Below are 25,098 nucleotides of genomic sequence, written 5' to 3'. Positions count from 1 at the left end.
CCACCGCGCCGGGTTGTTTTTTGCCCGCTCATCTGCTTGACCGCACCCTAATTTGCCCGCGGCTTCAAACCACTACGACCCGGAATATCTGGGCATTACTGGTGAGGTGGGTTATGTCTATCCGCTGAAGTCGCGCTTGTTCCGGAGCTAGCTCCGGCTGGGGCTGGCTCGTTGATTGGGTGTTGTGAGTTGTGGGTAGCAAGAAGTTATGGCGCGGCGTCTGGTATCAGTGGTGATTTAGTAGAATTAGGAAAAGGAAGAAGCTGCTTAAAAGTAATGGCATTATGCATGCCACCACTGACTAAGGAGTTCCGTTTCAATGGAAGAGGTAATGAGTCCTGCATTGGCGAGCGGGATATTCACCGCGCTTGCAACTGGATTATTGGTATTGGTTGGCTTTGCTCAGGTTGTCGTTTTGAGAGGGCAGCGCAGGCAACAACGGCTTGATCAAGCTGAAACCTATAGAAAGCGCTGGGCTGATTCTCGAAGTGATTGGGCGAAAGTGGTTTTCTTGGGGCATGACAGGGGGGCTTATTACCAAGTAGCGAACTCCCAAACAGTTGAAAAGCTTGAAGAAGATGTCGCCGCCGGTTCGGATGGAAGAGTTGCTTGGGCTTATGAATCTGTCCGCAATATTTCGGCGCTTCTCAGCGACGTCTCGCTAAGAATACTTCAAGGTCAGCTTCAAGTTAGCGATATTTATCCTGTCTTTGGCAGTGAGCTGTTAAGGCAAAGTAGGCAGCTTAGGAACCTTCTAGAGCATGGCTACAGTCGATCTCCATATGGGAGGCTAGGACCTTCTCCGGCTGAGCGGGAGCACGACAGTCTTCGCGGTCATCTCAACAGTTGGCTGGTTTACCATGACGGTATTCGCCGCAGATGTCTGATTCTGATTGATTTACTCTGGGCGGAGGCCGCGCGACTTGAAGATCTTCCGCCTGATGATCTCAAGAGCGCAGCTGATGCAAAGGTTGCGAGCGGTGAAATCTGCCGAAAGCGCTTATCAAGTGAGTGCAAACGTCTGAATGGATACTGGGATAAAGGAGTGGGTAAGCAACTCACTAACTTTCTTCGGCATTCCGAGTATCGGCGTAAATGCTCACGTGTAGGTTTAGACCCTGACCGGCTTGCTTTGCTGGGAAAAGAGTGGGTAGATCGTTTGTTGCATAATCCACCCGGATAAACTTTTGAAAGGACTGTCCTGATTTCCTAGGTTGAGTGGTTATGCGCTCAATCCAAAAACTAGCTTAGGGCGAGTTTTTATTGCCCGGATTTCAATCCTGAGCCCCGCCATCGTGCGGGGTTTTTCGTTTTCGGCTCCACCACACCCATTGCTCCGAGCTGGGGGGCTGCTGGGACTGAATCAACTTTGCTTCCCGAAAGGGAGGGATACCGGATGTCACACATGCCAGACAAACCAGACACCTGGCTCATCGTGCTTGCATGGCTGAGCCAGCATTCGCCGACGATCTATGCCGGTGCGCTTTCGTTCGTGGTGGGGGCGTTGCGGATAATTTATGGCGGAGGAACGCGGCGCCAGGCACTGCTGGAAGCATCACTGTGCACACTGATTACGATCGGCCTGATACCGCTGCTCGAGTACTTCGGACTGCCTCAAAACTTCGCCACCGCAGCGGGAGTATTCATCGGCTTTCTGGGTGTGAAAAAAATCGCTGACCTGGCTGACCGCTTCGCTGACTTCAAGCTTCCTCGACGGGCTGAGTGAGCTCGCCCTCGAGGTGGACCTCGTTCAAATGGCGGCAGTGGCTTTCAGCCAGCTCTGCGTGAGTGAAGTTTTGATTGACCCCCTGACCGGTGCTTACGTCGACCACTCGATAGTAGAAGCCGTTCAACACGCCATTGGCGGGCCTTTTTTGCACGATGAAGTTTTCCGCCATGAGTGTGCCCCGCGTGGTCAATTTATTCACCTTAATCGGTGCTTGATGATTATCAAGCGAGGTAGATGAACGGCCGCCCCTTGGTAATCTCGGCGCCGCGACACGCTTCGCGGATCATTAAATTGTGTCGCGACACGGAGCCAGCATGACGAACATCACTCGGCTGCACCACGCATTGCCCCTCAGCCCTGCTATCAGCCAGGCCTTGACCAAGCTGGACAGCAGCATCGCCAAGGCGATTGATGCAGCCAAGGCCGCCGGTTGCCCGCAGGGCCTGATCGTCAGCCTGCTGCACGGACACGCTCACGCGGAGACGCACAATATGGTGGTCAAGTGAAAGTCGTCGAGCTCAAGCGGGAAGGCTGGCGCGATGCTGCCCAGACACTACGCAAGATCGCCGACGACCTCGATGCTGGTGTGCATCCGGAGTGCTCGGTAGGCGCGCTGACACTCATGGGGCCGAAAGGCGAAGTGACGGTGTTTTGGCTTGGCCCTAAGTGCGACGATCTCCAGTGCCTCGGCGCCATGCGCCTGGGTGAGCAGAAGCTGATTGATGTCCTACTCGAACCTGTTGACTGTTAGGTTGATATTCTGCAGTCGGATAGCCATGCTGCTGTCTCCATGACTCTAGGAGTAGGGCAATGTCGGATTTTAAGCAGGGTGACTTAGTTAAATTAAAAAGTGGTGGGCCAGTAATGACAATCTCCTATGTGGATGACGTTGAGCTTCCTCCAGAGGATAGGCTGGTGCCCGACCAGAAATTCAGCATCACGATTTTTTGCCAATGGTTCGACGATAAGAAAAACCTGCAAACAGCAACATTCAATCCCGAAGTTCTTGTTAAGCACTGATATGGTGTGCGCTTTAGAGTGTCAGCTCGTACGGAGTGGTCTTGGCTTCTCCGACGAGCTTTTTGGCACCCGTCCCTTTTGATGGAGTGCCCCTGCGCCCAATCGGTGTGCCGCAGGTGAGCGCGGCACGGATTCCGCTTCAAATTAGAAGGTGCGCCTAGAGCTTACGATTCTCTCCAATTTGCCTCTAGCGTCTGCATAGGCCAGCTCGGTAACCCCTTCGTCTGGATAGCACCCAACATAAGCCGGCCCGCAAAAGACGTTCCGGATTGTAGTGTTAATTTCCGCATCTAGATCAGATGCCCTGTGTATCAGATGCCCGCAGACATGCACGATGGAGTCAAAAACCAGAATCGCGACATCTCCGGGATTATTGCGATCGAATCGCCCCTCTTGACTTGGATCCACTTCTAGGAGGAGCTCCGGAGTGAGCGCTGCGCCCTCATTCGGAAGCCCGCAGATGGCGGCAGCAACTCTAAAGAACGTCTCTTCATACGTTATGTGGTGCGGCACTCCAGTAATCCGTTCGAATTCTGTGGGGGGAATGATCAATTGAGCTCGATCAAAAGTCTTCATGATGGATTTCCGGAATTGATTTCTTCGTCAGTGATATATCTGTAAAAAACCTTCCTATCAAGGTGCTCTCAAGCTATGAATCAAAAGCAACCCGACTGGGAGGCGATCGAACGAGCCTACCGGGCTGGATTGCTTTCCCTGCGAGCCATCGCAGATAAGTACGACACCAACGAAGGCACGATACGCAGTCGAGCCAAGAAACACGGCTGGTTGCGTGACCTCACCGTACAAGTGCGCGCAGCAACGAAAGGAAAGCTTTCACGCGAAGCTTCACGCAACAGCGTCACGCAGCGTGATGTGCGTGAAGATGCCGAGATTGTGGAGGAGGCTGCAACAGAAGCTGCCTCGGTCGTGCTGGCTCACCGGACCGACCTCGCCCAGTGGCGCGCCATCGCGAACAAGCTCTGCGAGGCGCTGCAAGACATCGAGGTGACCGAGGACAACGTCGGTGACTTCTCCCGCTCCCTGAATGCAGGTGTCGACGCCCAACTCAAGGTCATCAAAGGCGAACGCCAGGCATATGGCCTGGACAGCGAGGAAGGCAACAAGACGGTCGATGAGCTGGCCGCGATGATGGATGAACTATCGAAGGACGCCTGACATGAAGCTCGAGCACATGAAGCTGCTCCGGGACAGATACTGGCGACTGAACAACCTCTACTTCATCACCGACAAGCAGGGGAAGAAAGTCCGCTTCCGCATGACGCAGGAGCAGATCGACTACTTCCAGGGGATGCACACTCGCAACATCATCCTCAAGGCGCGGCAGCTCGGGTTCACGACCCTGGTATGCATTGTCCAGTTGGACGCGGCCCTGTTCGAGGCTGCGAAGTGCGCGCTGATCGCTCACACCCTGAACGACGCCAAGCGGCTGTTCCGGGAGAAGGTCACCCGTCCGATGCATTCCGGTATTTCGCGGTCTCCAAGAGCGCGAGGAAACCGGTCAAATCAATCAAAATGGGATTCGCACGCTAATGGCAGACGTCACCTATACCCGGCCCGAGTACGACGCGGCTCAGTCCCGTTGGCGGCTGGTGCGCGACGTATGCAAGGGCTCCGAAACAATCAAGGCTCGAGGCGACGTCTATCTGCCGAAGCCCAATCAGCACGACACCAGCGTAGAGAACACAGAAAGATACAAGGCCTACAAGCAGCGCGCCGTGTTCTACAACGCGACCGGTCGAACGAAGCACAGTCTTGTTGGTGCGGTATTTCGCACCTGGCCCACGCTGACCGTTCCTGGTGCACTCGATTACGTTGCAACGGACATCGACGGCCAAGGCGTCAGCGTTTACCGTCGTGAGATGGGCATTGACCTCGGCGACTACGAGCGCGAGGACGGCTGGTGGGATAAGGGCGGCAACCTGTACCTGGAGAACCTGCCCGCTGCTGGCTTTGAGAAGGTATCGAACCTGCGACACGGTGACCTTGTGCTGATGCAGATCCGCTCCCCGGTTCCAAACCACGCCGCGATTTTCCTTGCCGATGGAGTACTGAAGACCGAGCCCGACCACTACCCGGCGCCAGGGTCGATCCTGCACCATCTGTACAACCGGGACAGCAAGCGGGATTTGTACGGCGGTTATTGGTCAGAGGTCACAGTCAACTACTGGCGGCACTGTGCCGTCCCGAAAGGTAACTGATCAACCTAGGGGGTTGGGCTGAATAGAAGGCAAATCCATCGGACTAAGTGTTGTTCGTCTTGTCACGCCGCGATCTCCTGACAGGTTGAAACCCTCTCTTGGAGGCGTTGGCAAGGCTGCGACGCTTTTGGGTCATGTATGTGATCAGATAATCTGCTAGGTCAGCTCCAAACCTTAAGCGATCAGCAAGAATTGTCAGCTGTGCAGTCGGAGGGTCTTCTTGATCAGCTAGCAGTTCGTTGATCAGAGTGTCGGTGTTGCGAATGAAAAATGCCAGCTGTAGAAAGCGCGCCATCTCGTTTGCTCCCAAAATGGCATTTTCTTTTATGTTGGCGGCGCCGATTGAATTACCGTAAAGCGCCCATCGAAGCTGTCTACGTATGGGGGCATTGTTCGAGGGATTGCCTAGTTCTTGGGCTGTGATGTCGTAGTGTCGCTGGATGTGAACTAGCTCGGCAAACAGCGCTGCTTGAGTCGCAGCCTTTCTCCGTGAATCTTCCAACCAGAGCTTTAGTCCTCCGAATATGCCGCCTACCAGCGCGGCTAGAAGGGTGGCGCTGGTTAGTGTTGTGACAAGCCGTTCCATAATAATCTCCACTTTTTTGAAACTAGAGCCTGTTCCCTTTTGCGCAAGTCACAGCCTGCTATCGAAATTCCATTTTCGGTGGATGCTTTGCCAAGGTAGTGTAGAGTGCTTGCGCTCAGATTTCCCATCTCCATCTGAATCGCAAGGATGCTCATGCGAAAATTGCTTTCAGCTTTGCCTCTCACTGTTTTCGCGCTCCTTCTGCCAGGCTGTGAAAGCGTGTCGACGTTTGATAAATATGCAACATTGCGTTTTCATGAGATGGATCGGACGGAGATCAAGTACAGCTACTTCGATGAGGAACTTGGCATCCGATCCAACCCCAACTTCCGCGACAAAATGCTGCCCATGCGTATAGCTGACAGCAATCAATGGATAGATTTCACCGATGACCTTGGAAGCAAATTTATAACGCTGGGAAATCGTATACAGCGCGAAACGTTTCCAGCCGGATTGGAGCCAATTTTTCTGTTTGTAGCCTGGAGTGAGCTTCCCTCAATGCAGCGCCTGCTTACACTCGATGTATTGAATGCCAAACCAGAGTTAACATCGATCAATGCGCGACTGGTGTTTGAGCGCGGGACGGATGAGCCACTGCTGGTTTTTACTGGGAGCTCACTACCTCTGACTAAAGTTCCGGCCTATGCGTTGGACAGATATAACGCCAGGAAGATGCTGGGCACGGCACAGATGTGGTTCAAGAACTCGAATTAACCTCGTTTTTGAGAGCCTTGGACAATGCGTTCGCTCAGCACTGCGCCGGGCTTTTTTAGTTTCTGTCCGCTGAATGTTATCGTCTGCCGATCTCACAAGGAGCGGTAACTATGCGGATTTTGATTGGGGCGGCTGCTCTGGTGTTGCTGGCGGGGTGTGCGACTTCACCAGTTCCAAATTCCCAGGCAGTGAACGCGCCTTCTGACCGTCTGTTGGCACATCAAACCGAATTGCCTGATGCCGGTCGGATAACGGTTATCAGGGACAGTGGAATGCTCGGGGGCGGGTGCTTCGCTACCGTTTTTATAAACGGCGAGCGCGCTGCGAAGCTCAACCCCAAGGAGAAGGCAACTTTTATTCTCCCGCCGGGCGAGTGGGTAATTGGCGCGGCTCTAGAAGGTGCCGGGCTCTGCGGTGTTAACGAGAAGCGTACAGAGGCCGAAACGCAGTTGAAGCAAGGCCAAGACAAATTCTTCAGGATTTTCTCTACGCCAGATGCCGGGCTTGATGTGCGGCCAACTAGTTTGTAACTGATGAAATCCAATCAAACCGCCTTCGGGCGGTTTTTTATTGCCAGGTAAAAATATGGCCCACCAAACAGAAAAAATGCAGACCGTCCTCCTGTCTGGGTCACTGGCCCGCAGGTTCGGGCGCAGGCATAGGTTTACCACCGGTGCTGGCTTCAATGACGTCCGCGGGTATTTCAAGCAGTTTCCGGGCTTCGAGCAACACATGATGGAGAGCTCCAGCAAAGGACTCTGCTTTGCGATCTTTAACGGAAAGGAAAACATCGGCGAAGACGACATCGAAAAGCCGACTGGAAAAGATGTAATCCGGATTGTCCCGATAATTGCGGGCTCGAAGCGAGCCGGCTTGCTCCAAACCATTATCGGCGCGGTTTTGATCGTAGCCAGTTTCTTTGGAGCCCCGACTGCTCCTATCGGTATTGCGTTGCTAGCGGGCGGCGCAATTCAAATGCTCAGCCCTCAGGCAAAAGGCCTGGGTACGCAGGACAGCCCCAACAATCGACCCAGCTACAGCTTCAACGGCGCCGTGAACACCAGCGTGCAGGGAGGCTGCGTTCCGCTGCCCTACGGCCGAATGATCGTCGGCAGTGCGGTGATCAGCGCCGGGATCTTTTCCGAAGATCAAATGTAACTCTCGACAGTTTCCCAGGCCCGTCCAGAGCGGGCTTTTTTTCGCCTGAAGGAAAGCTATGACGAATTCCAAAATCACCGGCCGCAAGGGCGGCGAGTCGAAGCCGCGCCCCTCTGTCGAGGCACCGGACAGCCTGCAGAGCACGGCTTACGCCAGAATCCTTGACTTGGTAGGCGAGGGCGAGATTCGTGGTCTTGTGAATGGGATGCAGTCTGTATTTCTCGATGAGACGCCATTGGCGAACGCTAACGGCAGCTTGAACTTCAGCGGCGTTACCCTCGACGTACGCACCGGCAGTCAGGACCAAACCCACATCGCCGGCTTTCCAGCGGTGGAGAACGAAACGGCTATCGGCGTTGAGCTGACATCGGCGCAGCCTTGGGTGCGATCGCTCAGCAACCTTCAATTGTCGGCGGCTCGAGTCAGGCTTTCCACGCCGCGCCTCGCGCAGACCAACACAACCAACGGCGATACCAATGGCTACACCGTCGCTTACCGGATTGAGCTCTCCACCGATGGAGGGCCTTTCATCACGGTCCTGTCTTCCGCCTTCAGCGGCAAGACCTCGACGAAATACGAGCGTTCGCACCGTGTCGACTTGCCAGACGCTGTCAGCGGCTGGACGATCCGCGTCGTTCGATTGACTCCCAACTCCACCAGCGGTGCCATTGCGGACACCACCAACGTCGATGCGATCACCGAGATCATCGACGCGAAGCTGCGCTACCCAGGCTCCGCCATCGTCGGCCTTCAGTTCGATGCCTCGCAGTTCCAGTCGATCCCAACCCGGGCGTTCGAGTTGTACGGCCGCATCATCCGCGTGCCCAGTAACTATGACGCCGAGACGCGCACCTACTCGGGCGTGTGGGATGGCAGCTTCCAAAGCGCCTGGACCGATAACCCGGCCTGGATCTTCTACGACCTGCTGCTGCACTTCCGTTACGGTCTGGGTCACCTGCTCAATGCCAGCCAGGTAGACAAGTGGGAGCTGTACCGCATCGCTCAATATTGCGACCAACTGGTGCCAGATGGAAAGGGCGGGGTAGAACCGCGCTTCACCTGCAATCTGTATCTGTCGGTACGCGCTGACGCTCTAAAGGTGCTGCAGGACCTGGCCACCACCTTCCGTGGCATGGCCTACTGGGCGGCCGGCGCCGTCATGGCCGTGGCCGACATTCCAGAGGATCCGGTTTACACCTACTCGAACGCCAACGTTATCGATGGGAAGTTCGGCTACTTCGGCTCGGCCAAGAAGACGCGCTACACCGTAGCCCTGGTGAGCTGGAACGATCCGACGGACTTCTACCGGCAGAAGGTCGAGTATGTCGACGATCAGCCCGGGATCACTCGCTACGGCATCCAGCAGACCGAGATCACTGCCACCGGCTGCACATCGCAAGCCCAGGCGCACCGCATCGGCAAGTGGGCATTGCTCACCAACCGTCTCGAGACGGAAAGCGTCGGGTTTTCCGTGGGCCTCGACGGCACCCTGGCTCGCCCTGGGCAGATCATCCGCATTGCCGACAATGACCGGGCAGGGCGCCGCATCGGCGGCCGCCTGCGCTCGTCGACGCTGGATACGCTGGTCCTCGATGCTGATGTGAGCGCCTTCTCGGGCGACACCATTACGCTGATCATGCCCAACGGCAAGGCAGTATCGCGGGCAATCAAGTCCGTTGGCTATCCGCTGACCTGGGATGACACCGGTATCACCTGGGACAACGGCAATGTCACCTTCGACACCACCGGCTTCCCGGCCGAGGTGCAGCAGGTGGTGCTGGCTGAAGATCTCGACGACCTGCCACCGCGCCATTCGATGTGGGCGATCGACTCGCCGACCCTGGCCGTGCAGCAGTTCCGCGTGATGTCGGTGGCCGAGGATTTCTCGGATTCTGAGATCAAGTTCACCATCAGCGCAGTGCGGCACAACTCGAGTAAATACGGCGCCATCGACAACGGTACCCGGATCGAGCGCCCGCCGATCACCGTCATCCCGCCCAGCGTGCAACAACCTCCATCGACCGTGACCGTCAGCAATGACCATTTCGTCGACCAGGGCAGCGCAATCAGCGTGATGACCATCGAGTGGGACCGACCGCCGAACGCGATCACCTTCGAAGTGTACTGGCGCAAGAAAGACGGCGACTGGATCTTCGCGGGTCGCACCGGTACGACTTCGGTCGACGTGAGCGGGATCTACGCCGGCCGGTACGTGGCCAAGGTTCGGGCGATCAACTCGCTCGACATCGGTTCGGTCTTCGCCACGTCCGTCGAGACCGTGCTCAACGGCAAGACCACGCCGCCACCGGTGGTGTCATCGTTTACCGCAGATTCGATTGTGTTCGGCATCAAGCTGAAGTGGGGTATCCCCCAGGACGTGAGCACGGCCGATCTCCAGCGAACTGAGATCTGGTACAGCGAAACCAACCAGATTGCAGAAGCCATCAAGTTCGGCGACTACGCCTATCCGCAGACCGACCTCACTGTTATGGGGCTGGCCGCCGGCAAGACCTTCTTCTTCTGGGCCCGGCTGGTTGACCGGATCGGCAACGTTGGCGCGTTCTTTGGGCCAGTCTTTGGCCAGTCGTCGGCGGATGCCGGCCCTATCCTCGACTACCTGAACGGCGAGATCACCGAAACTCAGCTCAGCCAGCACCTGCTGGAAAAGATCGAGGCTGGCGATGGTTCACTTGTTCTAATCGAACAGGTGAAAACCGAGCTTGCCGCGATGTATAGCATCAAGACCCAGCTCACCGTCGACGGGAAGCCTTATTTGGCGGGTATCGGCGTTGGAGTCGAGAACGACGAAGGGATCATCACCAGCCAGGTACTGATTGCCGCCAGCAGATTCGCAATTGTTGACCCCAATGCCTCGGAGATTTTTTATCCGTTCGTGGTCGAGAACAACGTCGCCTACCTCAAGGCCGCATTCATCGAGGATGGGTCAATCACGAACGCGAAGATCGGCAACACCATCCAGTCAAACGACTACGTTGCTGGAGCCTCGGGCTGGAAGCTTGGCAAGGCGACTGGCTGGGAGATGAACGGCGCCGTTCCAGGCACTGGCCGTCTCACGATGAACAACACGGTGATCAACGTTTACGACGGCGCGGGCACGCGGCGCGTTCGATTGGGGATGTGGTAATGCCATCAGGACTGCAAGTTTGGGATGCCAACGGCAATCTGGTAATCGATATCACAACGAGGCTGTTCCGCTTTCTCGGAAGCGTTAATAGCGGGACAGCGGCCGGTTCAATAAACGACCCGGCCTTGCTTCAGGGAACACCTTTCCCATTCGTTGTGCAAAACGGCACAGCCCCCGGCCAGTTCGGGCCTGAGGTCACGTTTTCAGGTTCAACCATGAGCTGGACTTTCCCGTCAGCCGCTCAATCGCCGCCGCGACCTGCCATCGCTTCAACTATTTATTACGGAGTGTACTGATGCCTGCCGGATTGCAAGTTTTTACGGCGAGTGGAGTAATTCAGATTGACGAGAATTATCAGAATTACATGCTCCTACAGAAGGCATCAATTTCAGCATCAAGCCTTACTGGTCCAAACGGAGAACGGGTTACAGGGGTTGAGGTTTACACATCGTCGGTAAGTGAAATGGTAGCAATTCGATCAACTGCGCTTGCCGCTTTGCATTCGATTACACCGTCAGGTACTGGCCTTCGCTATATTTTTGGAACAGCAGGGACTGTCACGTATTACCGATATGGGCTGGGGGTTGCCTCGGGCCAGAGCTTCGGTTTGCAGATATTCAATGCTGCCGGGAAGTTGGTTTTTGACGCGGCCAGTCCAGCGCTGAGGGTCACCTCGATTATTCAAAGTCCTGATTATCGGAACATCCTTGGTGACTACGTTTGGGACACCTCAAGAACCTACGCTGCGATGTTTGGGTTCTGGTCTGGTCTGTTCAGGCAGCTCGTTGACATGGATACGAGCCCATCAAACCCGTTGCCATTCACTGAGGACTTTGTAAAAAACTCCCCTGGTGTTTTGTCATTGGCGGGCGGATTGCGCTTCCAGATGATCAATTACTGGAACACGTTCGCAGGCAGGCACAATCAGCCTCCCCCCAACAAAACATTCGACTCTACTCGGTTCAGCGCATTGATTGTTGATGTGACCGGCCAGTGACCTGTTCGAACCCGAATCACGATAACCCGCCATCGAGCGGGTATTTTTTTGCCTGGAGAAAAGCATGACCATCAGTGAAAAGGATCGAGACATCCTTGCCCGCACGATCTGGGGTGAAGCCCGGGGTGAGTCGACGACCGGAAAGGTCGCCGTAGCATGGACGGTCCGCAACCGCGTATTCGATGGAAAAGCGAAGTCGTGGTGGGGAGAGGGCTATGCCGGCGTTTGCCTGGCGCGCCAACAATTTAGCTGCTGGAACGCTGACGACGAGAACTATCCATTCCTGAGCGGCGCCCGCCAGATCCCGCTCCGCGAGCTGGTGCAGTGCCGGGTCGTCGCTGACCAAGTGATCGACGGGAAAGTGCCGGACCCAACCAACGGCGCCACGCACTATTACGCGATCGCCATGAAGAAGCCCCCGGCCTGGGCGGCGAAGGCCAAGCAGACGCTCAAGTTGGGTGGGCACGTATTCTTCAAGGGTGTGCCATGACAGCCTTTCGCAGAGTTTCCAAAGTGCTGGCCACCACGGAAGAGGGCAGCCTGTGGTTCGAATGCCCAGGCTGCGACATGGTGCACAGGATCATGCACGGTCCAGGCGCCGGGCCTCGATGGGGCTGGAACGGAGACGCGGAGAAGCCCACGTTCACTCCGTCCGTGCTGGTGCGCTACAACTGGTCTGACGGGGAGCGTGTCTGTCACTCATTCGTCACGGATGGGCAGATCCAGTACCTGGGTGACTGCACGCACTCGCTAGCCGGACAAACCGTCGATATCCCGGCTTGGGAGGACCAATGATGCAGATCGCGATTCCGTGGAAGGCGATCGGCCTAGTGGTCCTGGTGCTGCTCGCCGCCGGCGCCACCTGGCAAGTGCAGGAATGGCGTTACGGCCTGCAGCTCGCTGAGCAGGCCCGCTCCCACACCGACACCCTCAATCAGTTGGCCATGGTCGGCGCTGCTGCGCAGAAGACCGAGCAGGACAAGCGGCTCGCGCTCGAGCAGAAGCTGGCGGCCAGCGAACAAACCCACTTCGAGAAACTGACCAATGCTCAAAAAGACCAGGATCGCCTGCGCGATCGCCTTGCTACTTCAGATCTGCGGCTGTCAGTCATCCTTGACCAGGGTTCAACCAGTGGCTGTTCAGTGCCTGCCACCCCCGGCGCCAGCGGCGTGGTTCCTCGCACCGTACGAGCCGAACTTGACCCAGCGCATGCTCAACGAATTATCGCCATCACCGACGCCGGCGACCAAGGACTGATCGCATTGGCTGCGTGCCAAGCGTACATAAAAGAAATTAACGCCAGGTAAGTGAGGGTTCTAGCAAAGGTGGCCTTACATCGGACTCGATTGAAGTGAGGCGACGAAGGGGTCGTCTCTGGTAAAGGATCTCTACTATCGTTCCAGGGCAACTCAATTCCATCGAATAAATGTGGAGGTGGACATGGAGATCTGGACAACGAATTTTACGGACGGAACGGGCTATGAAGGCAGGGAATTTAAGCTAACAGTTACGGGGACCGCTACTGATGATTCTGTTGTCGTCGAGTTAACAATCGAAAATGAGGAGAGACTTTGTGGGTCCGTGAAGTTAACCAAGACAGAGTCGAATATATCACTAACAAAATTAGACCTCGGTTCCTTCAATTTTGTAGCCTGTCTACTAGCCAGCGGGGGTGGAACACTAGCTCACGAGCTTGGGGACTGTCAGGGGAAGCACGGCTTTAAGCCATTTGAAATTATCGCTTGTATGGCAGCTAAGGGTCATATTTTAGAGCCTGCAATAACCACTGCATTAATTTCTTGCTGGATCGGAAGTGGGAATTGAATAAGGTCGACGGTACGCATTCTGGTCCATATGTGAAAGGAACCTTCACTCTGGAGCCATCAACACCGCGAGCGTGAGCTTGATGAACTCTTCGTTTTTGTCCAACGTTTCCAGGGCGCCGCGCACGTTTTCGGCAGCTTCTGTCCCGCCATGATGTTCCACCCAGTTCCTCAGCTCCGTGATGGCAGCTTCAAGCGCTAGTTGGTTTTCGTAAATCTTTTGGAGTAGGGAGGGGAGTAGGTCGGAATCTGGCATTGCTTATCTCCGTTGGCTGTACGGAGCGTAGCAGTGAAGTGGCTGGGTGTTGGTCGGCAGGACGCCGGGAAGTGTGCGCAAAACCTCCTCTGGAGGGCGCGTGTTTTCGTTTGCATACGCACAAAAAATCAGGTTTTTTGCTATGCCGAAATAGGCCTGTTATCCTTTAAAAACAAGTGCTTGGGTTGCTACAGTCGCCAGCATGGGGTGCTAGGGGTCGAGTGTTCGAATCACTCCGTCCCGACCATATTTTTCAATGACTTAGCCCAATCTGAAAAGGTTGGGCTTTTTCATGTCTGAAAATCCCCCCTCTTTTCTCCTCACCAAGAATATTTAGTGGCTTGTCATGTCACTGAAAGCTTCATTCGCCCGAGTTCGAGTCTCGTTTCCCGCTCCACATATCGTTTTGCAGAGCAGTCTTCGTCGACAAAAAAAGATTTGTTGGAGCCCATGGATGGTTGCGTTGCGCAATTCCGTTCCAATCTGCGGTTGTGATCTTGATAGCAGGGCTCCTCAACATCTCGGCGCGTTGGTCTCGTTTTCGATCGTTTACCGAGCGCTCCGTCGTTGTTGCCCGTTATCGCAAATACACCGCGACGATCAGTTATCTGCAGCCCTTCAAATGGTGGGATGAGTCGCTGCTGTTCACGAGCCTGATCACCGGGCAGCGCAGTGAAGACGTGTTGTTCAGTCCTCAGCGCATGAGTCTGGGTGGTCAGTCTTCCATCCGTGGCTACAAGGATCAGAACCTGACCGGGGACAGCGGCGGTTACTGGCGAAATGACCTGCGCTGGAGTCGCCCGGTCACCTGGTCCTGGCTGCGTCCGCTGCTGACGGAATATGGAACGGGCCTTGGCTACGACGTAGGTGTGATCCGCAACGACCGCTACAACGCAGAGCAGCATGGCCGCGTGTCGAGCAATTCTCTTGAGCTGTTCGCTCGGGGCGAGCACCTGGCGGCCAGTGTCACCTTCGGGCACTCGCTCGAGCGACCCGAAGCGCTAAGCGATCGTGAAGCACCGATTTACTTGCGCATGGATTTCTTCCTTTAACTTCTGCTGATTAATCGAGATACCGACATGGACGTCCGCCAGTTCACCTTTTTGGCCAGCCAGCCTTCTGCCTCCGTGCATCCTCGTGACTCTTTCTGGGGGCTGCCCAAGCGTGGATTGGCGTTAATGCTCGCCAACGCGATATTTTGGCAACCGATTTGGGCGCTCGCCGACGGCATCGTGGTCAATGGCAGTGCGACGACTGTCGGGCAGGCTGCCAACGGTGTTCCGGTGGTGAACATTGCCGCGCCCAATGGCGCCGGCTTGTCGCATAACCAGTACAGCGACTTCAACGTTGGTCAGCAGGGCGTCATCCTCAACAACGCCACCAACAATCTGCAAAGTACGCAACTGGGTGGCTACATCATTGGCAACAGCAACCTCAATGGACGCGCCGCCAATCTGATCCTCAATGAAGTCAACGGCGGTAGTCCCAGCCAGCTCAAAGGCTACACCGAAGTGGCCGGGCAAGCCGCCCATGAAGGCGAGAACGGCGTCAGCAAAGGTTCGAGCGTACTCAAGGGCGTGGATGCCGTCGGCCAATTCCTGTCGGGGCCCACAGGCGACCTCAAGATTGGTAACAGTAAACAGAGCAGCAGTCAGGTGGTGATCGAGCAGACTAACCGATCCTCGACGCTCAATGCGGGTAACGACGTCAACCTCAATGCCAACAATGATGTAGTGGTCAATGGCAGCCGGGTAAACGCCGGGCGCGACATCAACGTCAAAGGCCGTGACGTAACCTTCGATGTTGCCAAGGGTGGTGTCAGCGAAGAGAGCCAGAACACCGAAAGCTGGGGCGGCATTCACGGCGGTACCAGTGGTGGCATCAAGCTGGGTGTCGGCGGCAGTTACGGCACGTCCAGTGCTGACAGCACTCAGGACTCTTCAACGGTCACGCAATTGGGGGCCGGTCGCGATGTCAACCTCAAGGCCAGTAACGACCTGAACCTGATCGGCACCCAGGTGAAGGCCGAGCGCGATATCGATCTGAGTGCCGGCAATGAGCTCAACATTCGATCGGCTCACAACGACAGCAGCAGCGACAACAACCGCCACAACGGCGGCGGCGAAGCCGGTCTGACCTTCGGTTCGCAAGGCGTAGGCCTCTACGTCAGCGTCAATATCGGCAAGGGCAATCTGGAGCGAGAAGGCGAGCAACAACAAGAGGCTTATCTCTACGCCGGCAACCGATTGGGCTTCAGCAGCGGGAAGGACACCAACATTGCCGGGGCCAACCTGCGCGGTGATGAAGTAGTCGGCCGCGTGGGCGGCGATCTGAATGTGTCCTCGGTTGCCGATACCGGCAAAGTCAAAGGCAAGGAGTTCGATATCAGTGCCACCGGCTCATTCGTCGGTGTCAGTGGCTCGGTGGGTTATGGTCAGACCACCGGCAAAACCAACTGGGTCGAAGAACAAACCAGCATCACTGGCAAGTCCAAAGTCGACATTCGTACGGAGAACCACACCCAGATTGACGGTGCAGTGATTGCTGCCGACAACGGCAACCTGAAGCTGGACACCGGCACGTTGGGCTTTAGCGATATCGCCGGGAAGGATAAAGAGCACGGTTATTACCTGAACGTTGGCGGTACGTACGGTGGCAGCGGCGCTGTACAAGATGGCAGTCAAGTCGGAAAAGGGAAGGAGGGCAAGTCGGGTTGGAGCCTTGAAGGCTGGAACTACGAGAAGGATCGCGAACAAATTGTGCGGGCCACCGTTGGCGCGGGTGAGATCGTGGTGCGCAACGACGAAGGGACGGGCAAAGACTCTACAGTCGGGCTTAATCGTGATCTGGACAAAGCGTACGAAATCACTCGCGACAAGGAATCTCGGACCGATCTTTATGTCACCAGCTCGTCGGTTAAGGCTGTTCTGAACCCTGCTGACACTCTGCAAGGTTGGAAGGACAGCGTTTCGAAGTATGGGGAAAACGCTGAAGAAACGTTGCACAAGCTTGGCGATTTACTGATCGTCGGAGCGACGCTGGGCACTGGTACCGGAGCGGAGCTAGTGAATCGTCAGCAGATTGCACGAGAGCTGACGCGCCAATTAGGCAATCGCAACGAGGAAACCCGCGCTAAAACGGTAAAGATACTGCTTGCTAGGGTCGCTCCAAGTGACCAGAGCAAGGATTTTGAACTAGTCGCCCAGCGTCTTACGGACATGGCTGGTCAGGACCCAGACAAGGCAATGCAAGTTCTCGCGGTGATGTACCGGATGAATTTGCTGCAGCAAACCCAGCATAATTTTGTACCAGTGCTAGTGGCGGGGTCAGTGCTATTAGGGGCGTTGGCGACATCCCTCGCTGCCACACAATTACCACCTGAGCGGCAGGCAGAGATGCAGACGGCGGTATCGAGTGCGATCGACTCCATCGAGCGGGGCGTGAGTGACGCGACCCAGCGTGCCGTCATGGTGAAGATGATTGTGGATGTCGCACTCGAAAACATGGGGCTTCCAATCCATGTCCTCGATCCGCGGTTGAAGAAGTATGAAGGTTTGCTGGCGGAGATGACTAAGCAAAACCCGAGCAGTGGGGGGTATGCGGAGGGTGGGCAGGCCGTTACAACTCCAAATACTGGGGGGACGCAGCTGGATGGCCAACAAGGTGGTAGTGTTTATGTGACGCCAGGTCATCAGTTGAATCCGGGTGTGGTATACAATAACGAGAACAATGCTGAAGGTGCAAAAGGAGTTCCGGAGCTCGTCGAAGCTCATTCACTTGTAGGCTCCAATCGTGCGGTTATTGACCCGCGCAAGCTCACAGACTACGCATTGAATCCTGATCATCCTGTTGGTGGTAACAAGGCTCGTGTTTTTGAATCGGTGCTTGGATTTACGAAGGGCAATTCTGATCTGCTGATGAAGCAGCTTCAGGAAGGGGTAATGAAAAACACGCCAACTCCTGGGAAGGTGGATCAATATGGAGCTCGCTTTACTGTTGACATTCCCGTTACAGGTCCAAATGGAAGCGGAGTCGTTAGAAGTGGATGGATTTATAAGCCCGGCTCAAATACTCCAGAACTGACAACAATTTTTGTGAAGTAACTCATATGCCTTTAGAAATTAACGAAGTCGTGCGCTTATTAGAGGACATTCCTTCGGAGGGAGTTTTTAGTGGCAGCCTCGGAGTAATAGTTGCCGTGTTCTCGGAACCAGAGGAAGCTTATGAGGTTGAGCTCTGCGATGAGAAAGGTGCCACCACTGCACAGGTGGCACTGAGACCATCACAGTTTGAGTCTATGACGTAATACATTTAGGGCAAAAGGTGTAGAAGCACTAGGCCAAAAGCTGCAATCTGCCTTACCAGATAATTTGACTGTTTATGCGAACTCGAAAGATATCCTGTTCACGCAAGACAGTATCGGAGCGGAGCTGGTGAATCGTCAGCAGATTGCACGTGAGCTGACGCGCCAATTGGGCAATCGCAACGAGGAAACCCGCGCCAACACGGTAAAGTCGCTACTAGCGAGGGTTTCGGCAACTGAGGGAGGCAAGGATTTCGAGCTTGTTGCGCAGCGCCTAACGGATATGGCAGCTCAGAATCCCGACAACGTCTTGCGCGTTTTGGTGGTGATGGCCATGACCAACGCCCTGCAACAGAACCGCCATAACTTTGTGCCTGTGGTATTGGCGGGTTCTGTGCTATTGGGGGCGTTGGCGACATCCCTCGCTGCCACACAATTACCACCTGAGCGGCAGGCAGAGATGCAGACGGCGGTATCGAGTGCGATCGACTCCATCGAGCGGGGCGTGAGTGACGCGACCCAGCGTGCCGTCATGGTGAAGATGATTGTGGATGTCGCACTCGAAAACATGGGGCTTCCAATCCATGTCCTCGATCCGCGTTTGAAGAAATATGAAGGATTGCTGGCCTAGGCTGGCGGGCAAAACCCAAGCAGTGGCGGTTATGCTGAGGGCGGCCAGGCCTCTACAATGCCGCATACTGGTGGAAGCCAGTTGGATGGCCAACAAGGAGGTGACACTTATGTAACTCCGGGCCATCAGTTGAATCCGGGGGCAGTCTACAATGAAAGTAGCAATGGCAACGGTGTAGGGGAAGGCAATGGTAGCTCCGGAGCGGAGAGCGCTGTCAATCAGGACAGGCTCAGTTCCCAGCTTTTGGCTGAGGAGGTTGCTAGTGGGCATGCCTTTCAGAAGCATGTGATCGAGCGGCAAGAGTTCGCTGATCTTGGCATCAGTACAAAAAATGAGTTTCAGAGCTTTATTGAAAAGATCGTTTCCAATCCAGAAATTGAGCGGCGCCAATCCGTTGATGGAACAGTGTACTATCTTGATAACTCAACAAAGACGATTGTTATTCGGGGGCAGAGGGGCGAAGCTACGGCGTTCAGGCCTGACCAAGGTGGGGTCGGTTGGGATAATTACATTAAATCTCAGGTTCCCAAGAAATGAGTGAGCGAAATATAGATTCAAAAATTATTATGTTAGAAGTCACGCCGAAAGAGCTTCGGTATTTTGTGTCGTGCGGGTTTGCTCTAATTCAGAATATTCCAGATGACTCACTGCCGACATATTGTGGATTAAACAAGGATGAGATTATCGAGGTTTCTCTGAGGTTGAGAGAGTTGGCTGAAAAATTAGGTGTTGATTTTTAGGTTGGTTTAGTAGGTAGGCAAACTTAGTGGTCTATATCCTGAAATTGTTGGTGGTCGTTTATTTAAAAATTTTTGGCTTGGCAAGGCGAATATACGGCCTACGCCCTGACCAGTGGATTGACATTGCGGCAAAGGGGGGAACGTTTTACCGCTAGGCCTACACCTTGAACAACGGATCGACCAGCTTCATCTGTCGTGAGAAATTTCCGACGCTCGTTCCTGCCCATGAATGAACGCCACCACCTCATCCAGGACCGGCGCCAGCCAATCGTTGGGCACTGTTTGTCCGATAGCTTTGCCACGGAACCGTAAGGGCTTTTTGTCAGCGACTGAATAAGGTCGCCCAGGAGCTGAGTGACGAGCTAAAAACCGTAGCGGGGTGTTTTTCTGCTTTGACATAGAATCACTTGGGTCGACCGACCCGTAGACCGCCAAGTAAGGCATTGCGCGCCAAGACTCGTGCGACCTGCACCTACGCTTTCTTCAATTTGCTGAAACTGTTTCATTGGCTGGCGGGTGTCGCCAGATTTTTTTGCCGTTCAAGCTGATCACTCAACAATTGGAGCGACTGCCATGAATGACATGACCACCGCTGCAGCAGAGATCACTGCTGAATCTTCCCTACACAATGAGCCCATCCCTGCGCTTCACACCAAAGCTGACCCGATCCGGCTTGCAGCAGAAGGCTTCAGCGACCCGGATATGCTCGAGATACAGCAGCCGGAGTTTTGGCTCGGAAATGGATTGCCCTAAAGGAAGTTATTCTTGAAGGGCTTTGAATCGCAATGCTTCGTGTGCGGCGACGCCTTCGAGTGTTTTGACTTCAACCGTGAGCCAAGCTGGATCGACCACGCAGATGATTGGTCGGAAGTGCCGTGGTGTACTTCACTTGGCTCAGGGCAAAGCTTGACCTGATACTCGCTACGACAGGTATGGTCGTGAGACAGTCGAGCAGTAAGGTCTGGTATTTTGAAATATCCTCGCTCACAACCCTCAGCATGAAATCAGCCTCGCCGCTCATCAAATAACATTCCATGACTTCCGGTCGCTCCCTGATCGCATTGGTAAATATCTCCAGTGATTGCTTGTCCTGAAGCTTCAGGGTGACGTGTACGAACACGTTAATCGCAAGCTCCAGCTTCGCGGGGTCGACCAATGTGACTGCACCTCGAAGAACCCCGTTTTCTTTCATCTCCGCAACGCGTCGCCAACACGGCGAAGTGGACAGCCCCACGATATCTGCCAATTCGGCATTGCTCAATTCTGCGTTCTTCTGCAATGCGTCGAGGATTCGCAGGCTGGCATCGTCCAGTTTTGCGCGGCTCATGGTAGGTTTTTCCTGTAATGGGTCGTTGATAGGTGAAACGTACCTAATTATTCGTTTTCAGGAAACAGATAGAAGCATTTTTGCTGCTGGGTAGAAATATCATGATTGCTCGATGGGATAACTTTCCGGAGCGCAATCATGAGTGTTTCCACCGAATTACTTGTAAGAGCTCGAGGCGGGACTTTCGGGTTTCAAAACACGTATATGTGGCTGGCTGTGATGGTACTGCTCTGGGGCAGCAGTTGGCCTATCACCAAGCTTGCATTACAGGATGTGCCTCCGCTCTGGCTGGCCACCATCCGGTTTTCCAGCGCGGCGCTGTGTTTGTTCATGTATTTGATCTTGCGGGGGCAACTGAAACTCCCGGTAGCCAAAGACCTTGCGATCATCGCAAGCGTTGGTTTATTGCAGATGATGGCTTTTACCGGGCTGGGTTTGGTGGCCATGGTGCACATCGACACCAGCCGTGCAGTGCTTCTGGCGTATACAACACCCTTATGGTGCGTGTTAGTGGCTTGGCTTATTTTTCGCGAAACACCGTCGAGGATGCAGGTGTCCGCACTCCTGATTGGCCTGATCGGTATTGCAGTGGTTTGTTCGCCCGGCGAGTTGGATTGGTCGAATAAGGATACTGTGCTGGGTGCGGTGTTCCTGATTCTGGCGGCCATCAGTTGGGCAATCGTTATCCTCCATATCAAGCGCCACCATTGGGTCACGTCTCCCTTGGCACTCGCCCCATGGCAGATGCTGCTTGCGACCGTTCCACTGGCAATTGCTGCCACTCTCACAGAAGGTCCTCCCACCTCCATAAAAGTCAGTGCCGATCTGTTAGAGGAGCTTTTTTTCATTGGTCCCATCGCAACATCAGCGTGTTTTGTAATATCAGCGGAATTTGGGAGAAGGGTGTCGACGTTTGCGATGTCGAATTTCACCATGGGGGTGCCATTGGTGGGGATTGTTTTTTCCTGTCTTACTCTCGAAGCCACAGTCTCAGGTAAGTTCCTGCTTGGACTTTGCCTGGTAGTGTTCGGTGTTGTCATCGCTGCGCTGGTTGCGCGTAATACCGCGAGGAGTTGATTGTAAAAGTGAAGAAAATAGTTCGGGTCGACGATATTCAGGTATTCGTTACGACTGCAAGTGCAGGCAGCTTTTCGGCGGCGGCACGATTGCTGGACATCTCGCCTGCCTTGGCCAGTGGCGCCGTTCAGCGTCTGGAGGGCATCCTGGGAGTCAGATTGTTCGTGCGCTCCACGCGGCGGCTGAGAGTATCTGACGACGGTGAGCGCTACCTGTCGCATGCTCGGCAAGCACTGGAAGCCCTTGAACTCGGCGAGCTGGCATTGACCCAAGGGCGTGATGAGATCGCCGGAACCATCCGTTTGTCCATACCTTCGGACATCGGAAGAAACGTGCTGTTGCCCTGGCTTGATGAATTTCAATTGATGTATCCGAAGGTATTGCTACAACTGCGGATCAGCGATCAGGTCGCGGACCTGTTCGGCGAGCATCTGGATGCCAGTATCAGATATGGCCAACTGGCTGACTCAAGCCTCGTGTCATTGGCCTTGGCACCGTTCAACCGCAGAACAGTGTGTGCATCGCCCAGCTATCTCGCACGGCATGGTGTTCCCCTGACGCCCGAAGATTTAAGCCGGCATAACTGTCTTCGTTATGTCATGGGGGAACAGACTTACGAGCGTTGGAGTTTTCACTCGTCAGAGGGCGCCAGAACCGTCCAGGTGACGGGGGACCGCATCAGTGACGATGCGGATATCGTTCGTCGATGGGCTGTAGCGGGAGTGGGGGTCGTCTACAAGTCCAGGATCGACGTCATGGATGATCTTCGGCAGGGCCGCCTTGTGGAAATCTTTCCCGAGGAGTACGGACAGCCGGCGCCGCTTCAGCTCGTGTGTGCACATCGAACTTCGCTGACGCCGGCAGTGCAAATGCTGAGAACCTTCTTGTTCACACGTTTCGAGAGCTATGTTGCGCAATGACGCTCAATGTTGGATGTCAGACTTTTTCAAGCTGTGATAGGCGTTCAATTCGCCTATCAGCCGCTTCCAGGGCCGAGCATCCTTCCCGTCGAATCAGGTAGTCGGCTTCACTCCCGTTAGCGAAGTAGTCGCCGGCCTGATCCAGCGCACAAGACGGATGAGCTTTTGCATTGAACGGCCCTCTAGTGGGTTTGTGCAGGCTTGGCGTCGATCTTGATACGCATCAGACTGTAGGGTTTCACGCGCTTGTCCTGACCATCATTGAATCCAGGAGAACGATGAAGTTGATTGGCCGTGAAGTACAAGTAGCCGTCGGGTCCGATGGACAAGGTGTCCGGCCAAAGCAAGCGTGAATCCTCGACCAGGGTTTGCCATTGACCGTCGGACAAGCGTTTCCTGATTGCGTTGTGCTCATAATCGCCGGCATAAACCGCTCCGTTGGCATCGGCTTCAAGGCCGTCGGAAGCTCCTTTCTCACCCAAGTCGATGACCGCTTTTTCCAGTTCGGTATCGCTCACGCTTGGGTCTCGCAACAGAGCGGTCGAAACTGAATAAAGATGCCTGCTCGACAAAGGGCAGAAGTACAGTGTCTGGCCATCGCTTGAGAGCGCTATGCCATCAGACGCTACCGACAACAGGCCGGCTTCTCCTTTGTCATTTTTTGTGATAAGGGCCGGTCTGCCTTCGATCACGGGAGTGAACGAGGGATCGACCGAGGTGGACTTGACTCCACTCAGTCGGCGAGTGGCATTGCCGCTTGCAAGATCGACAACAATGATTGCACCAGGGCCACTGACGGAAGAATCCGTAACATAGGCGACCCCTTCCTTGCCCACCCGAAAGTCGAACCTCATGTCGTTCACGTAGGTGGAGGGCAGCATCACCTCTGGGGGGAAAACGACGGTCTTGACTATCTTGTTGGACGCCAGGTCGATGGCGACCAGCTTGGCGCCTCCGGCCTTGGGTTCGGAAAACCTGGGTGCTGCGGTATCGAGTATCCAGACCCGCCCATGGCCGTCGGCGACTACGCTTTGCACACTGATGAAACCAGCGGCCGGGTTTTTCGGATCTTCGACATTGGTTTTCAGGTCAGGGTAAGGCACGACCTTTCCTTGGACAACTTCCGCAACGGTGTATGGAACGTCGTCACCCCAACGGGGAAAGTTGACAAAAATGCGACCGCTCTCGGTGACAGTAACTCCCGTTGGCATGGCCCCATTGAATGCGAAGACGCGTTCGATCTGGATGCCCTTGCCGGTTGCAGAATCGGCTACAGCCATTGTGCTGAGAGAAACCGCGATCGCCAGTCCAGCGACTTTGAAGAGTGCTTTCATGTTCGTTTCCTTGCGTGTGTAAGCGCTTTTTAGAAGCCTTCCAGGACGATCTTGCCCTTGGCTTTGCCGCTTTCAATGAGTGCATGAGCGCGTTTGAGGTTCTCGGCGTTGATGCTGCCGAAGTGCTCGCCGATCGTGGTCTTGATCACGCCTTCTTCGACCAGGGCGCAAATCCTTTCCAGCAAGTGATGTTGTTGGATCATGTCGTCGGTGTGGTACAGCGAGCGAGTGAACATCAGTTCCCAATGCACTGACAGCGATTTGCGCTTGAGTGGAATCACGTCCAGTTGTTCGGGATCGTCAATCAGCGCGAGCTTGCCCTGAGGGCGCAGCACTTCGACGATCTGGGGAAGGTAGGTGTCGGTGTGGGTCAGACTGATCACGTAATCGACGGGGCTTTGTTTGAGGTTTTCAAGCTGTAGGGAGATCGACCCTGAATGATCGATGACGTGATGGGCGCCCAGTTCACGTACCCAGTCCCGGGTTTCCGGTCGAGACGCCGTGCCGATCACCGTGAGTTGGGTCAGCTTGCGGGCCAACTGAACCAGGATCGAACCGACACCGCCGCCTGCGCCAATCACCAGGAGACTTTGCCCTTTACCACCGCCTTCCTTTACGCCGAGGCGGTCGAACAACAGTTCCCAGGCGGTGATGGAGGTCAGCGGCAACGCTGCGGCACTGGCATTGTCCAGCGTGCGGGGTTTATGCCCAACGATGCGCTCATCAACCAAGTGAAACTCGCTGTAGCTGCCAGGGCGATCAATGGCGCCGGCGTAGAACACTTCATCGCCTGGCCGGAACAACGACACATCACCACCGACCTCACGAACGATGCCTACCGTGTCCCAACCCAAAACCTGAGGTTGCTTGCTGGTACTGCGAGCTCTCACTTTGGTATCGACCGGGTTGACGGCGATCGCCTTGACCTCGATCAGCAAATCACGGGCGCGTGGGATGGGTTGAGGCAATTCGGTTTCGAACAATGACTGAGCGTCTTGAATGGGCAAACCCGGTTGGGTGAATACGACTGCTTTCATTTGCGTTACCTCAATAGGGCGGGAAGTGGTGTCAGGCTAACTGCCTTGGCCTACCTCAAAAACCAACCAACCGGAGTAAGAC

General features: G+C 55.0%; 29 protein-coding genes and 2 pseudogenes. 25 read left to right on the top strand and 6 right to left on the bottom strand.

The window, feature by feature from the left end; genetic code table 11:
* The first annotated feature begins 331 nt into the window (after window positions 1-331).
* Together AB4N64_RS15000 and AB4N64_RS14995 are read left to right on the top strand one after the other, a co-directional pair.
* Window positions 332-1,183 carry a hypothetical protein gene (locus AB4N64_RS15000; RefSeq protein ID WP_460116610.1) on the top strand — a complete coding sequence of 284 codons (852 nt, stop codon included), beginning with the start codon at window positions 332-334 and terminating at the stop codon, window positions 1,181-1,183.
* Window positions 1,184-1,396: 213 nt separating this feature from the next.
* Window positions 1,397-1,726, top strand: coding sequence for a phage holin, lambda family (locus AB4N64_RS14995; protein ID WP_460116608.1), 330 nt, complete (start codon window positions 1,397-1,399; stop codon window positions 1,724-1,726).
* Here AB4N64_RS14995 and AB4N64_RS14990 read toward each other — a convergent pair.
* Window positions 1,701-1,928, bottom strand: coding sequence for a hypothetical protein (locus tag AB4N64_RS14990; RefSeq protein ID WP_460116607.1), 228 nt, complete (start codon window positions 1,926-1,928; stop codon window positions 1,701-1,703). The two genes, AB4N64_RS14995 and AB4N64_RS14990, sit on opposite strands and share 26 nt — an antisense overlap.
* A gap of 115 nt (window positions 1,929-2,043) precedes the next feature.
* On the opposite strand from AB4N64_RS14990, the gene AB4N64_RS14985 reads away from it, so the two are divergent.
* The 6 genes and pseudogenes from AB4N64_RS14985 (at window position 2,044) to AB4N64_RS14960 (ending at window position 4,968) form a co-directional block, all read left to right on the top strand.
* A complete protein-coding gene (locus AB4N64_RS14985) occupies window positions 2,044-2,235 on the top strand; it encodes a hypothetical protein (RefSeq protein WP_460116605.1) in 192 nt (63 codons plus the stop codon).
* Entirely contained in the window at window positions 2,232-2,480 is a 249-nt protein-coding gene (locus tag AB4N64_RS14980) for a hypothetical protein (RefSeq protein WP_460116603.1), read from the top strand. The genes AB4N64_RS14985 and AB4N64_RS14980 overlap by 4 nt, the downstream gene beginning before the upstream one ends.
* Window positions 2,481-2,539: 59 nt before the next feature.
* Window positions 2,540-2,749 (top strand): DUF2158 domain-containing protein, encoded by a 210-nt coding sequence (locus tag AB4N64_RS14975; protein ID WP_460116602.1) that lies wholly within the window; start codon window positions 2,540-2,542, stop codon window positions 2,747-2,749.
* Between the two features lie 651 nt (window positions 2,750-3,400).
* A complete protein-coding gene (locus AB4N64_RS14970; RefSeq protein WP_460116600.1) occupies window positions 3,401-3,925 on the top strand; it encodes a hypothetical protein in 525 nt (174 codons plus the stop codon).
* Window position 3,926: 1 nt separating this feature from the next.
* Window positions 3,927-4,214: pseudogene (locus AB4N64_RS14965) on the top strand (terminase); the annotation flags it as partial.
* Window positions 4,215-4,299: 85 nt separating this feature from the next.
* Window positions 4,300-4,968 carry an NlpC/P60 family protein gene (locus AB4N64_RS14960; protein WP_460116599.1) on the top strand — a complete coding sequence of 223 codons (669 nt, stop codon included), beginning with the start codon at window positions 4,300-4,302 and terminating at the stop codon, window positions 4,966-4,968.
* A gap of 43 nt (window positions 4,969-5,011) precedes the next feature.
* On the opposite strand, the gene AB4N64_RS14955 is transcribed toward AB4N64_RS14960, so the two are convergent.
* A complete protein-coding gene (locus AB4N64_RS14955) occupies window positions 5,012-5,554 on the bottom strand; it encodes a hypothetical protein (protein ID WP_460116598.1) in 543 nt (180 codons plus the stop codon).
* A gap of 153 nt (window positions 5,555-5,707) precedes the next feature.
* On the opposite strand from AB4N64_RS14955, the gene AB4N64_RS14950 reads away from it, so the two are divergent.
* From AB4N64_RS14950 to AB4N64_RS14910, 9 genes are all read left to right on the top strand, one after another.
* The gene (locus tag AB4N64_RS14950) at window positions 5,708-6,268 is read left to right on the top strand and encodes a hypothetical protein (protein WP_460116596.1); all 561 of its coding nucleotides are present in this window, start codon (window positions 5,708-5,710) and stop codon (window positions 6,266-6,268) included.
* A 110-nt stretch (window positions 6,269-6,378) separates the two neighbouring features.
* Complete coding sequence (locus AB4N64_RS14945) at window positions 6,379-6,798, top strand: hypothetical protein (protein ID WP_460116595.1); 420 nt, start codon at window positions 6,379-6,381, stop codon at window positions 6,796-6,798.
* Window positions 6,799-6,853: 55 nt separating this feature from the next.
* A complete protein-coding gene (locus AB4N64_RS14940) occupies window positions 6,854-7,426 on the top strand; it encodes a tail assembly protein (protein ID WP_460116594.1) in 573 nt (190 codons plus the stop codon).
* Window positions 7,427-7,484: 58 nt separating this feature from the next.
* Complete coding sequence (locus AB4N64_RS14935; protein WP_460116592.1) at window positions 7,485-10,571, top strand: TipJ family phage tail tip protein; 3,087 nt, start codon at window positions 7,485-7,487, stop codon at window positions 10,569-10,571.
* Between the two features lie 295 nt (window positions 10,572-10,866).
* Window positions 10,867-11,568, top strand: coding sequence for a hypothetical protein (locus AB4N64_RS14930; RefSeq protein WP_460116590.1), 702 nt, complete (start codon window positions 10,867-10,869; stop codon window positions 11,566-11,568).
* A gap of 64 nt (window positions 11,569-11,632) precedes the next feature.
* Window positions 11,633-12,058, top strand: a complete 426-nt coding sequence (locus tag AB4N64_RS14925; protein WP_460116589.1) for a cell wall hydrolase — start codon at window positions 11,633-11,635, stop codon at window positions 12,056-12,058.
* Window positions 12,055-12,363 carry a DUF6527 family protein gene (locus AB4N64_RS14920; RefSeq protein ID WP_460116587.1) on the top strand — a complete coding sequence of 103 codons (309 nt, stop codon included), beginning with the start codon at window positions 12,055-12,057 and terminating at the stop codon, window positions 12,361-12,363. The genes AB4N64_RS14925 and AB4N64_RS14920 overlap by 4 nt, the downstream gene beginning before the upstream one ends.
* A 5-nt stretch (window positions 12,364-12,368) precedes the next feature.
* Complete coding sequence (locus tag AB4N64_RS14915; protein ID WP_460126760.1) at window positions 12,369-12,875, top strand: lysis protein; 507 nt, start codon at window positions 12,369-12,371, stop codon at window positions 12,873-12,875.
* Between the two features lie 133 nt (window positions 12,876-13,008).
* Entirely contained in the window at window positions 13,009-13,392 is a 384-nt protein-coding gene (locus tag AB4N64_RS14910) for a hypothetical protein (protein ID WP_368556949.1), read from the top strand.
* A 45-nt stretch (window positions 13,393-13,437) separates the two neighbouring features.
* Here AB4N64_RS14910 and AB4N64_RS14905 read toward each other — a convergent pair whose 3' ends face one another.
* Entirely contained in the window at window positions 13,438-13,647 is a 210-nt protein-coding gene (locus AB4N64_RS14905) for a hypothetical protein (protein ID WP_460116585.1), read from the bottom strand.
* A 572-nt stretch (window positions 13,648-14,219) separates the two neighbouring features.
* Here AB4N64_RS14905 and AB4N64_RS14900 point away from each other — a divergent pair.
* The 6 genes and pseudogenes from AB4N64_RS14900 to AB4N64_RS14875 all read left to right on the top strand — a co-directional run.
* Window positions 14,220-14,699 (top strand): annotated as a pseudogene (locus AB4N64_RS14900) (ShlB/FhaC/HecB family hemolysin secretion/activation protein); the annotation flags it as partial.
* A 27-nt stretch (window positions 14,700-14,726) separates the two neighbouring features.
* Complete coding sequence (locus AB4N64_RS14895) at window positions 14,727-17,750, top strand: hemagglutinin repeat-containing protein (protein ID WP_460116584.1); 3,024 nt, start codon at window positions 14,727-14,729, stop codon at window positions 17,748-17,750.
* A 5-nt stretch (window positions 17,751-17,755) separates the two neighbouring features.
* Window positions 17,756-17,953, top strand: coding sequence for a DUF4926 domain-containing protein (locus tag AB4N64_RS14890; protein WP_460116582.1), 198 nt, complete (start codon window positions 17,756-17,758; stop codon window positions 17,951-17,953).
* 127 nt (window positions 17,954-18,080) lie between these two features.
* Complete coding sequence (locus AB4N64_RS14885) at window positions 18,081-18,581, top strand: hypothetical protein (protein ID WP_460116580.1); 501 nt, start codon at window positions 18,081-18,083, stop codon at window positions 18,579-18,581.
* Between the two features lie 57 nt (window positions 18,582-18,638).
* Window positions 18,639-19,118, top strand: a complete 480-nt coding sequence (locus AB4N64_RS14880; RefSeq protein ID WP_460116579.1) for a hypothetical protein — start codon at window positions 18,639-18,641, stop codon at window positions 19,116-19,118.
* Between the two features lie 776 nt (window positions 19,119-19,894).
* The gene (locus AB4N64_RS14875) at window positions 19,895-20,074 is read left to right on the top strand and encodes a hypothetical protein (RefSeq protein WP_460116577.1); all 180 of its coding nucleotides are present in this window, start codon (window positions 19,895-19,897) and stop codon (window positions 20,072-20,074) included.
* Between the two features lie 70 nt (window positions 20,075-20,144).
* On the opposite strand, the gene AB4N64_RS14870 is transcribed toward AB4N64_RS14875, so the two are convergent.
* Window positions 20,145-20,648: an Lrp/AsnC family transcriptional regulator gene (locus AB4N64_RS14870; RefSeq protein ID WP_175380333.1), complete on the bottom strand. Its 504-nt coding sequence runs from the start codon at window positions 20,646-20,648 to the stop codon at window positions 20,145-20,147.
* 138 nt (window positions 20,649-20,786) lie between these two features.
* Here AB4N64_RS14870 and AB4N64_RS14865 point away from each other — a divergent pair, with 138 nt between their 5' ends.
* Together AB4N64_RS14865 and AB4N64_RS14860 are read left to right on the top strand one after the other, a co-directional pair.
* Window positions 20,787-21,725 (top strand): DMT family transporter, encoded by a 939-nt coding sequence (locus tag AB4N64_RS14865; RefSeq protein WP_460116576.1) that lies wholly within the window; start codon window positions 20,787-20,789, stop codon window positions 21,723-21,725.
* A 17-nt stretch (window positions 21,726-21,742) separates the two neighbouring features.
* On the top strand, window positions 21,743-22,645 hold the full coding sequence (locus tag AB4N64_RS14860; protein ID WP_460126758.1) for a substrate binding domain-containing protein: 903 nt from the start codon (window positions 21,743-21,745) through the stop codon (window positions 22,643-22,645).
* Between the two features lie 182 nt (window positions 22,646-22,827).
* Here the strand turns inward: AB4N64_RS14860 and AB4N64_RS14855 are convergent, their stop codons facing one another.
* Together AB4N64_RS14855 and AB4N64_RS14850 are read right to left on the bottom strand one after the other, a co-directional pair.
* Window positions 22,828-23,979, bottom strand: a complete 1,152-nt coding sequence (locus AB4N64_RS14855) for an L-dopachrome tautomerase-related protein (RefSeq protein WP_460116575.1) — start codon at window positions 23,977-23,979, stop codon at window positions 22,828-22,830.
* A gap of 29 nt (window positions 23,980-24,008) precedes the next feature.
* Window positions 24,009-25,016, bottom strand: coding sequence for a zinc-binding alcohol dehydrogenase family protein (locus AB4N64_RS14850; RefSeq protein ID WP_460116573.1), 1,008 nt, complete (start codon window positions 25,014-25,016; stop codon window positions 24,009-24,011).
* Between the last annotated feature and the right edge of the window lie 82 nt (window positions 25,017-25,098).

The sequence above is a fragment of the Pseudomonas sp. S2_C03 genome (genome assembly GCF_054668405.1).
Note: the sequence above shows the minus strand (reverse complement) of the source record. Positions and strands in the feature narration are given on the sequence as shown.

Coding starts and splice junctions, on each gene's coding strand:
- AB4N64_RS15000 (WP_460116610.1), top strand. CDS start 332: ATGAGTCCTGCATTGGCGAGCGGGATATTCACCGCGCTTGCAACTGGA.
- AB4N64_RS14995 (WP_460116608.1), top strand. CDS start 1,397: ATGTCACACATGCCAGACAAACCAGACACCTGGCTCATCGTGCTTGCA.
- AB4N64_RS14985 (WP_460116605.1), top strand. CDS start 2,044: ATGACGAACATCACTCGGCTGCACCACGCATTGCCCCTCAGCCCTGCT.
- AB4N64_RS14975 (WP_460116602.1), top strand. CDS start 2,540: ATGTCGGATTTTAAGCAGGGTGACTTAGTTAAATTAAAAAGTGGTGGG.
- AB4N64_RS14970 (WP_460116600.1), top strand. CDS start 3,401: ATGAATCAAAAGCAACCCGACTGGGAGGCGATCGAACGAGCCTACCGG.
- AB4N64_RS14960 (WP_460116599.1), top strand. CDS start 4,300: ATGGCAGACGTCACCTATACCCGGCCCGAGTACGACGCGGCTCAGTCC.
- AB4N64_RS14955 (WP_460116598.1), bottom strand. CDS start 5,554: ATGGAACGGCTTGTCACAACACTAACCAGCGCCACCCTTCTAGCCGCG.
- AB4N64_RS14950 (WP_460116596.1), top strand. CDS start 5,708: ATGCGAAAATTGCTTTCAGCTTTGCCTCTCACTGTTTTCGCGCTCCTT.
- AB4N64_RS14945 (WP_460116595.1), top strand. CDS start 6,379: ATGCGGATTTTGATTGGGGCGGCTGCTCTGGTGTTGCTGGCGGGGTGT.
- AB4N64_RS14940 (WP_460116594.1), top strand. CDS start 6,854: ATGGCCCACCAAACAGAAAAAATGCAGACCGTCCTCCTGTCTGGGTCA.
- AB4N64_RS14935 (WP_460116592.1), top strand. CDS start 7,485: ATGACGAATTCCAAAATCACCGGCCGCAAGGGCGGCGAGTCGAAGCCG.
- AB4N64_RS14930 (WP_460116590.1), top strand. CDS start 10,867: ATGCCTGCCGGATTGCAAGTTTTTACGGCGAGTGGAGTAATTCAGATT.
- AB4N64_RS14925 (WP_460116589.1), top strand. CDS start 11,633: ATGACCATCAGTGAAAAGGATCGAGACATCCTTGCCCGCACGATCTGG.
- AB4N64_RS14920 (WP_460116587.1), top strand. CDS start 12,055: ATGACAGCCTTTCGCAGAGTTTCCAAAGTGCTGGCCACCACGGAAGAG.
- AB4N64_RS14910 (WP_368556949.1), top strand. CDS start 13,009: ATGGAGATCTGGACAACGAATTTTACGGACGGAACGGGCTATGAAGGC.
- AB4N64_RS14905 (WP_460116585.1), bottom strand. CDS start 13,647: ATGCCAGATTCCGACCTACTCCCCTCCCTACTCCAAAAGATTTACGAA.
- AB4N64_RS14895 (WP_460116584.1), top strand. CDS start 14,727: ATGGACGTCCGCCAGTTCACCTTTTTGGCCAGCCAGCCTTCTGCCTCC.
- AB4N64_RS14890 (WP_460116582.1), top strand. CDS start 17,756: ATGCCTTTAGAAATTAACGAAGTCGTGCGCTTATTAGAGGACATTCCT.
- AB4N64_RS14880 (WP_460116579.1), top strand. CDS start 18,639: ATGCCGCATACTGGTGGAAGCCAGTTGGATGGCCAACAAGGAGGTGAC.
- AB4N64_RS14875 (WP_460116577.1), top strand. CDS start 19,895: ATGAATGACATGACCACCGCTGCAGCAGAGATCACTGCTGAATCTTCC.
- AB4N64_RS14870 (WP_175380333.1), bottom strand. CDS start 20,648: ATGAGCCGCGCAAAACTGGACGATGCCAGCCTGCGAATCCTCGACGCA.
- AB4N64_RS14865 (WP_460116576.1), top strand. CDS start 20,787: ATGAGTGTTTCCACCGAATTACTTGTAAGAGCTCGAGGCGGGACTTTC.
- AB4N64_RS14855 (WP_460116575.1), bottom strand. CDS start 23,979: ATGAAAGCACTCTTCAAAGTCGCTGGACTGGCGATCGCGGTTTCTCTC.
- AB4N64_RS14850 (WP_460116573.1), bottom strand. CDS start 25,016: ATGAAAGCAGTCGTATTCACCCAACCGGGTTTGCCCATTCAAGACGCT.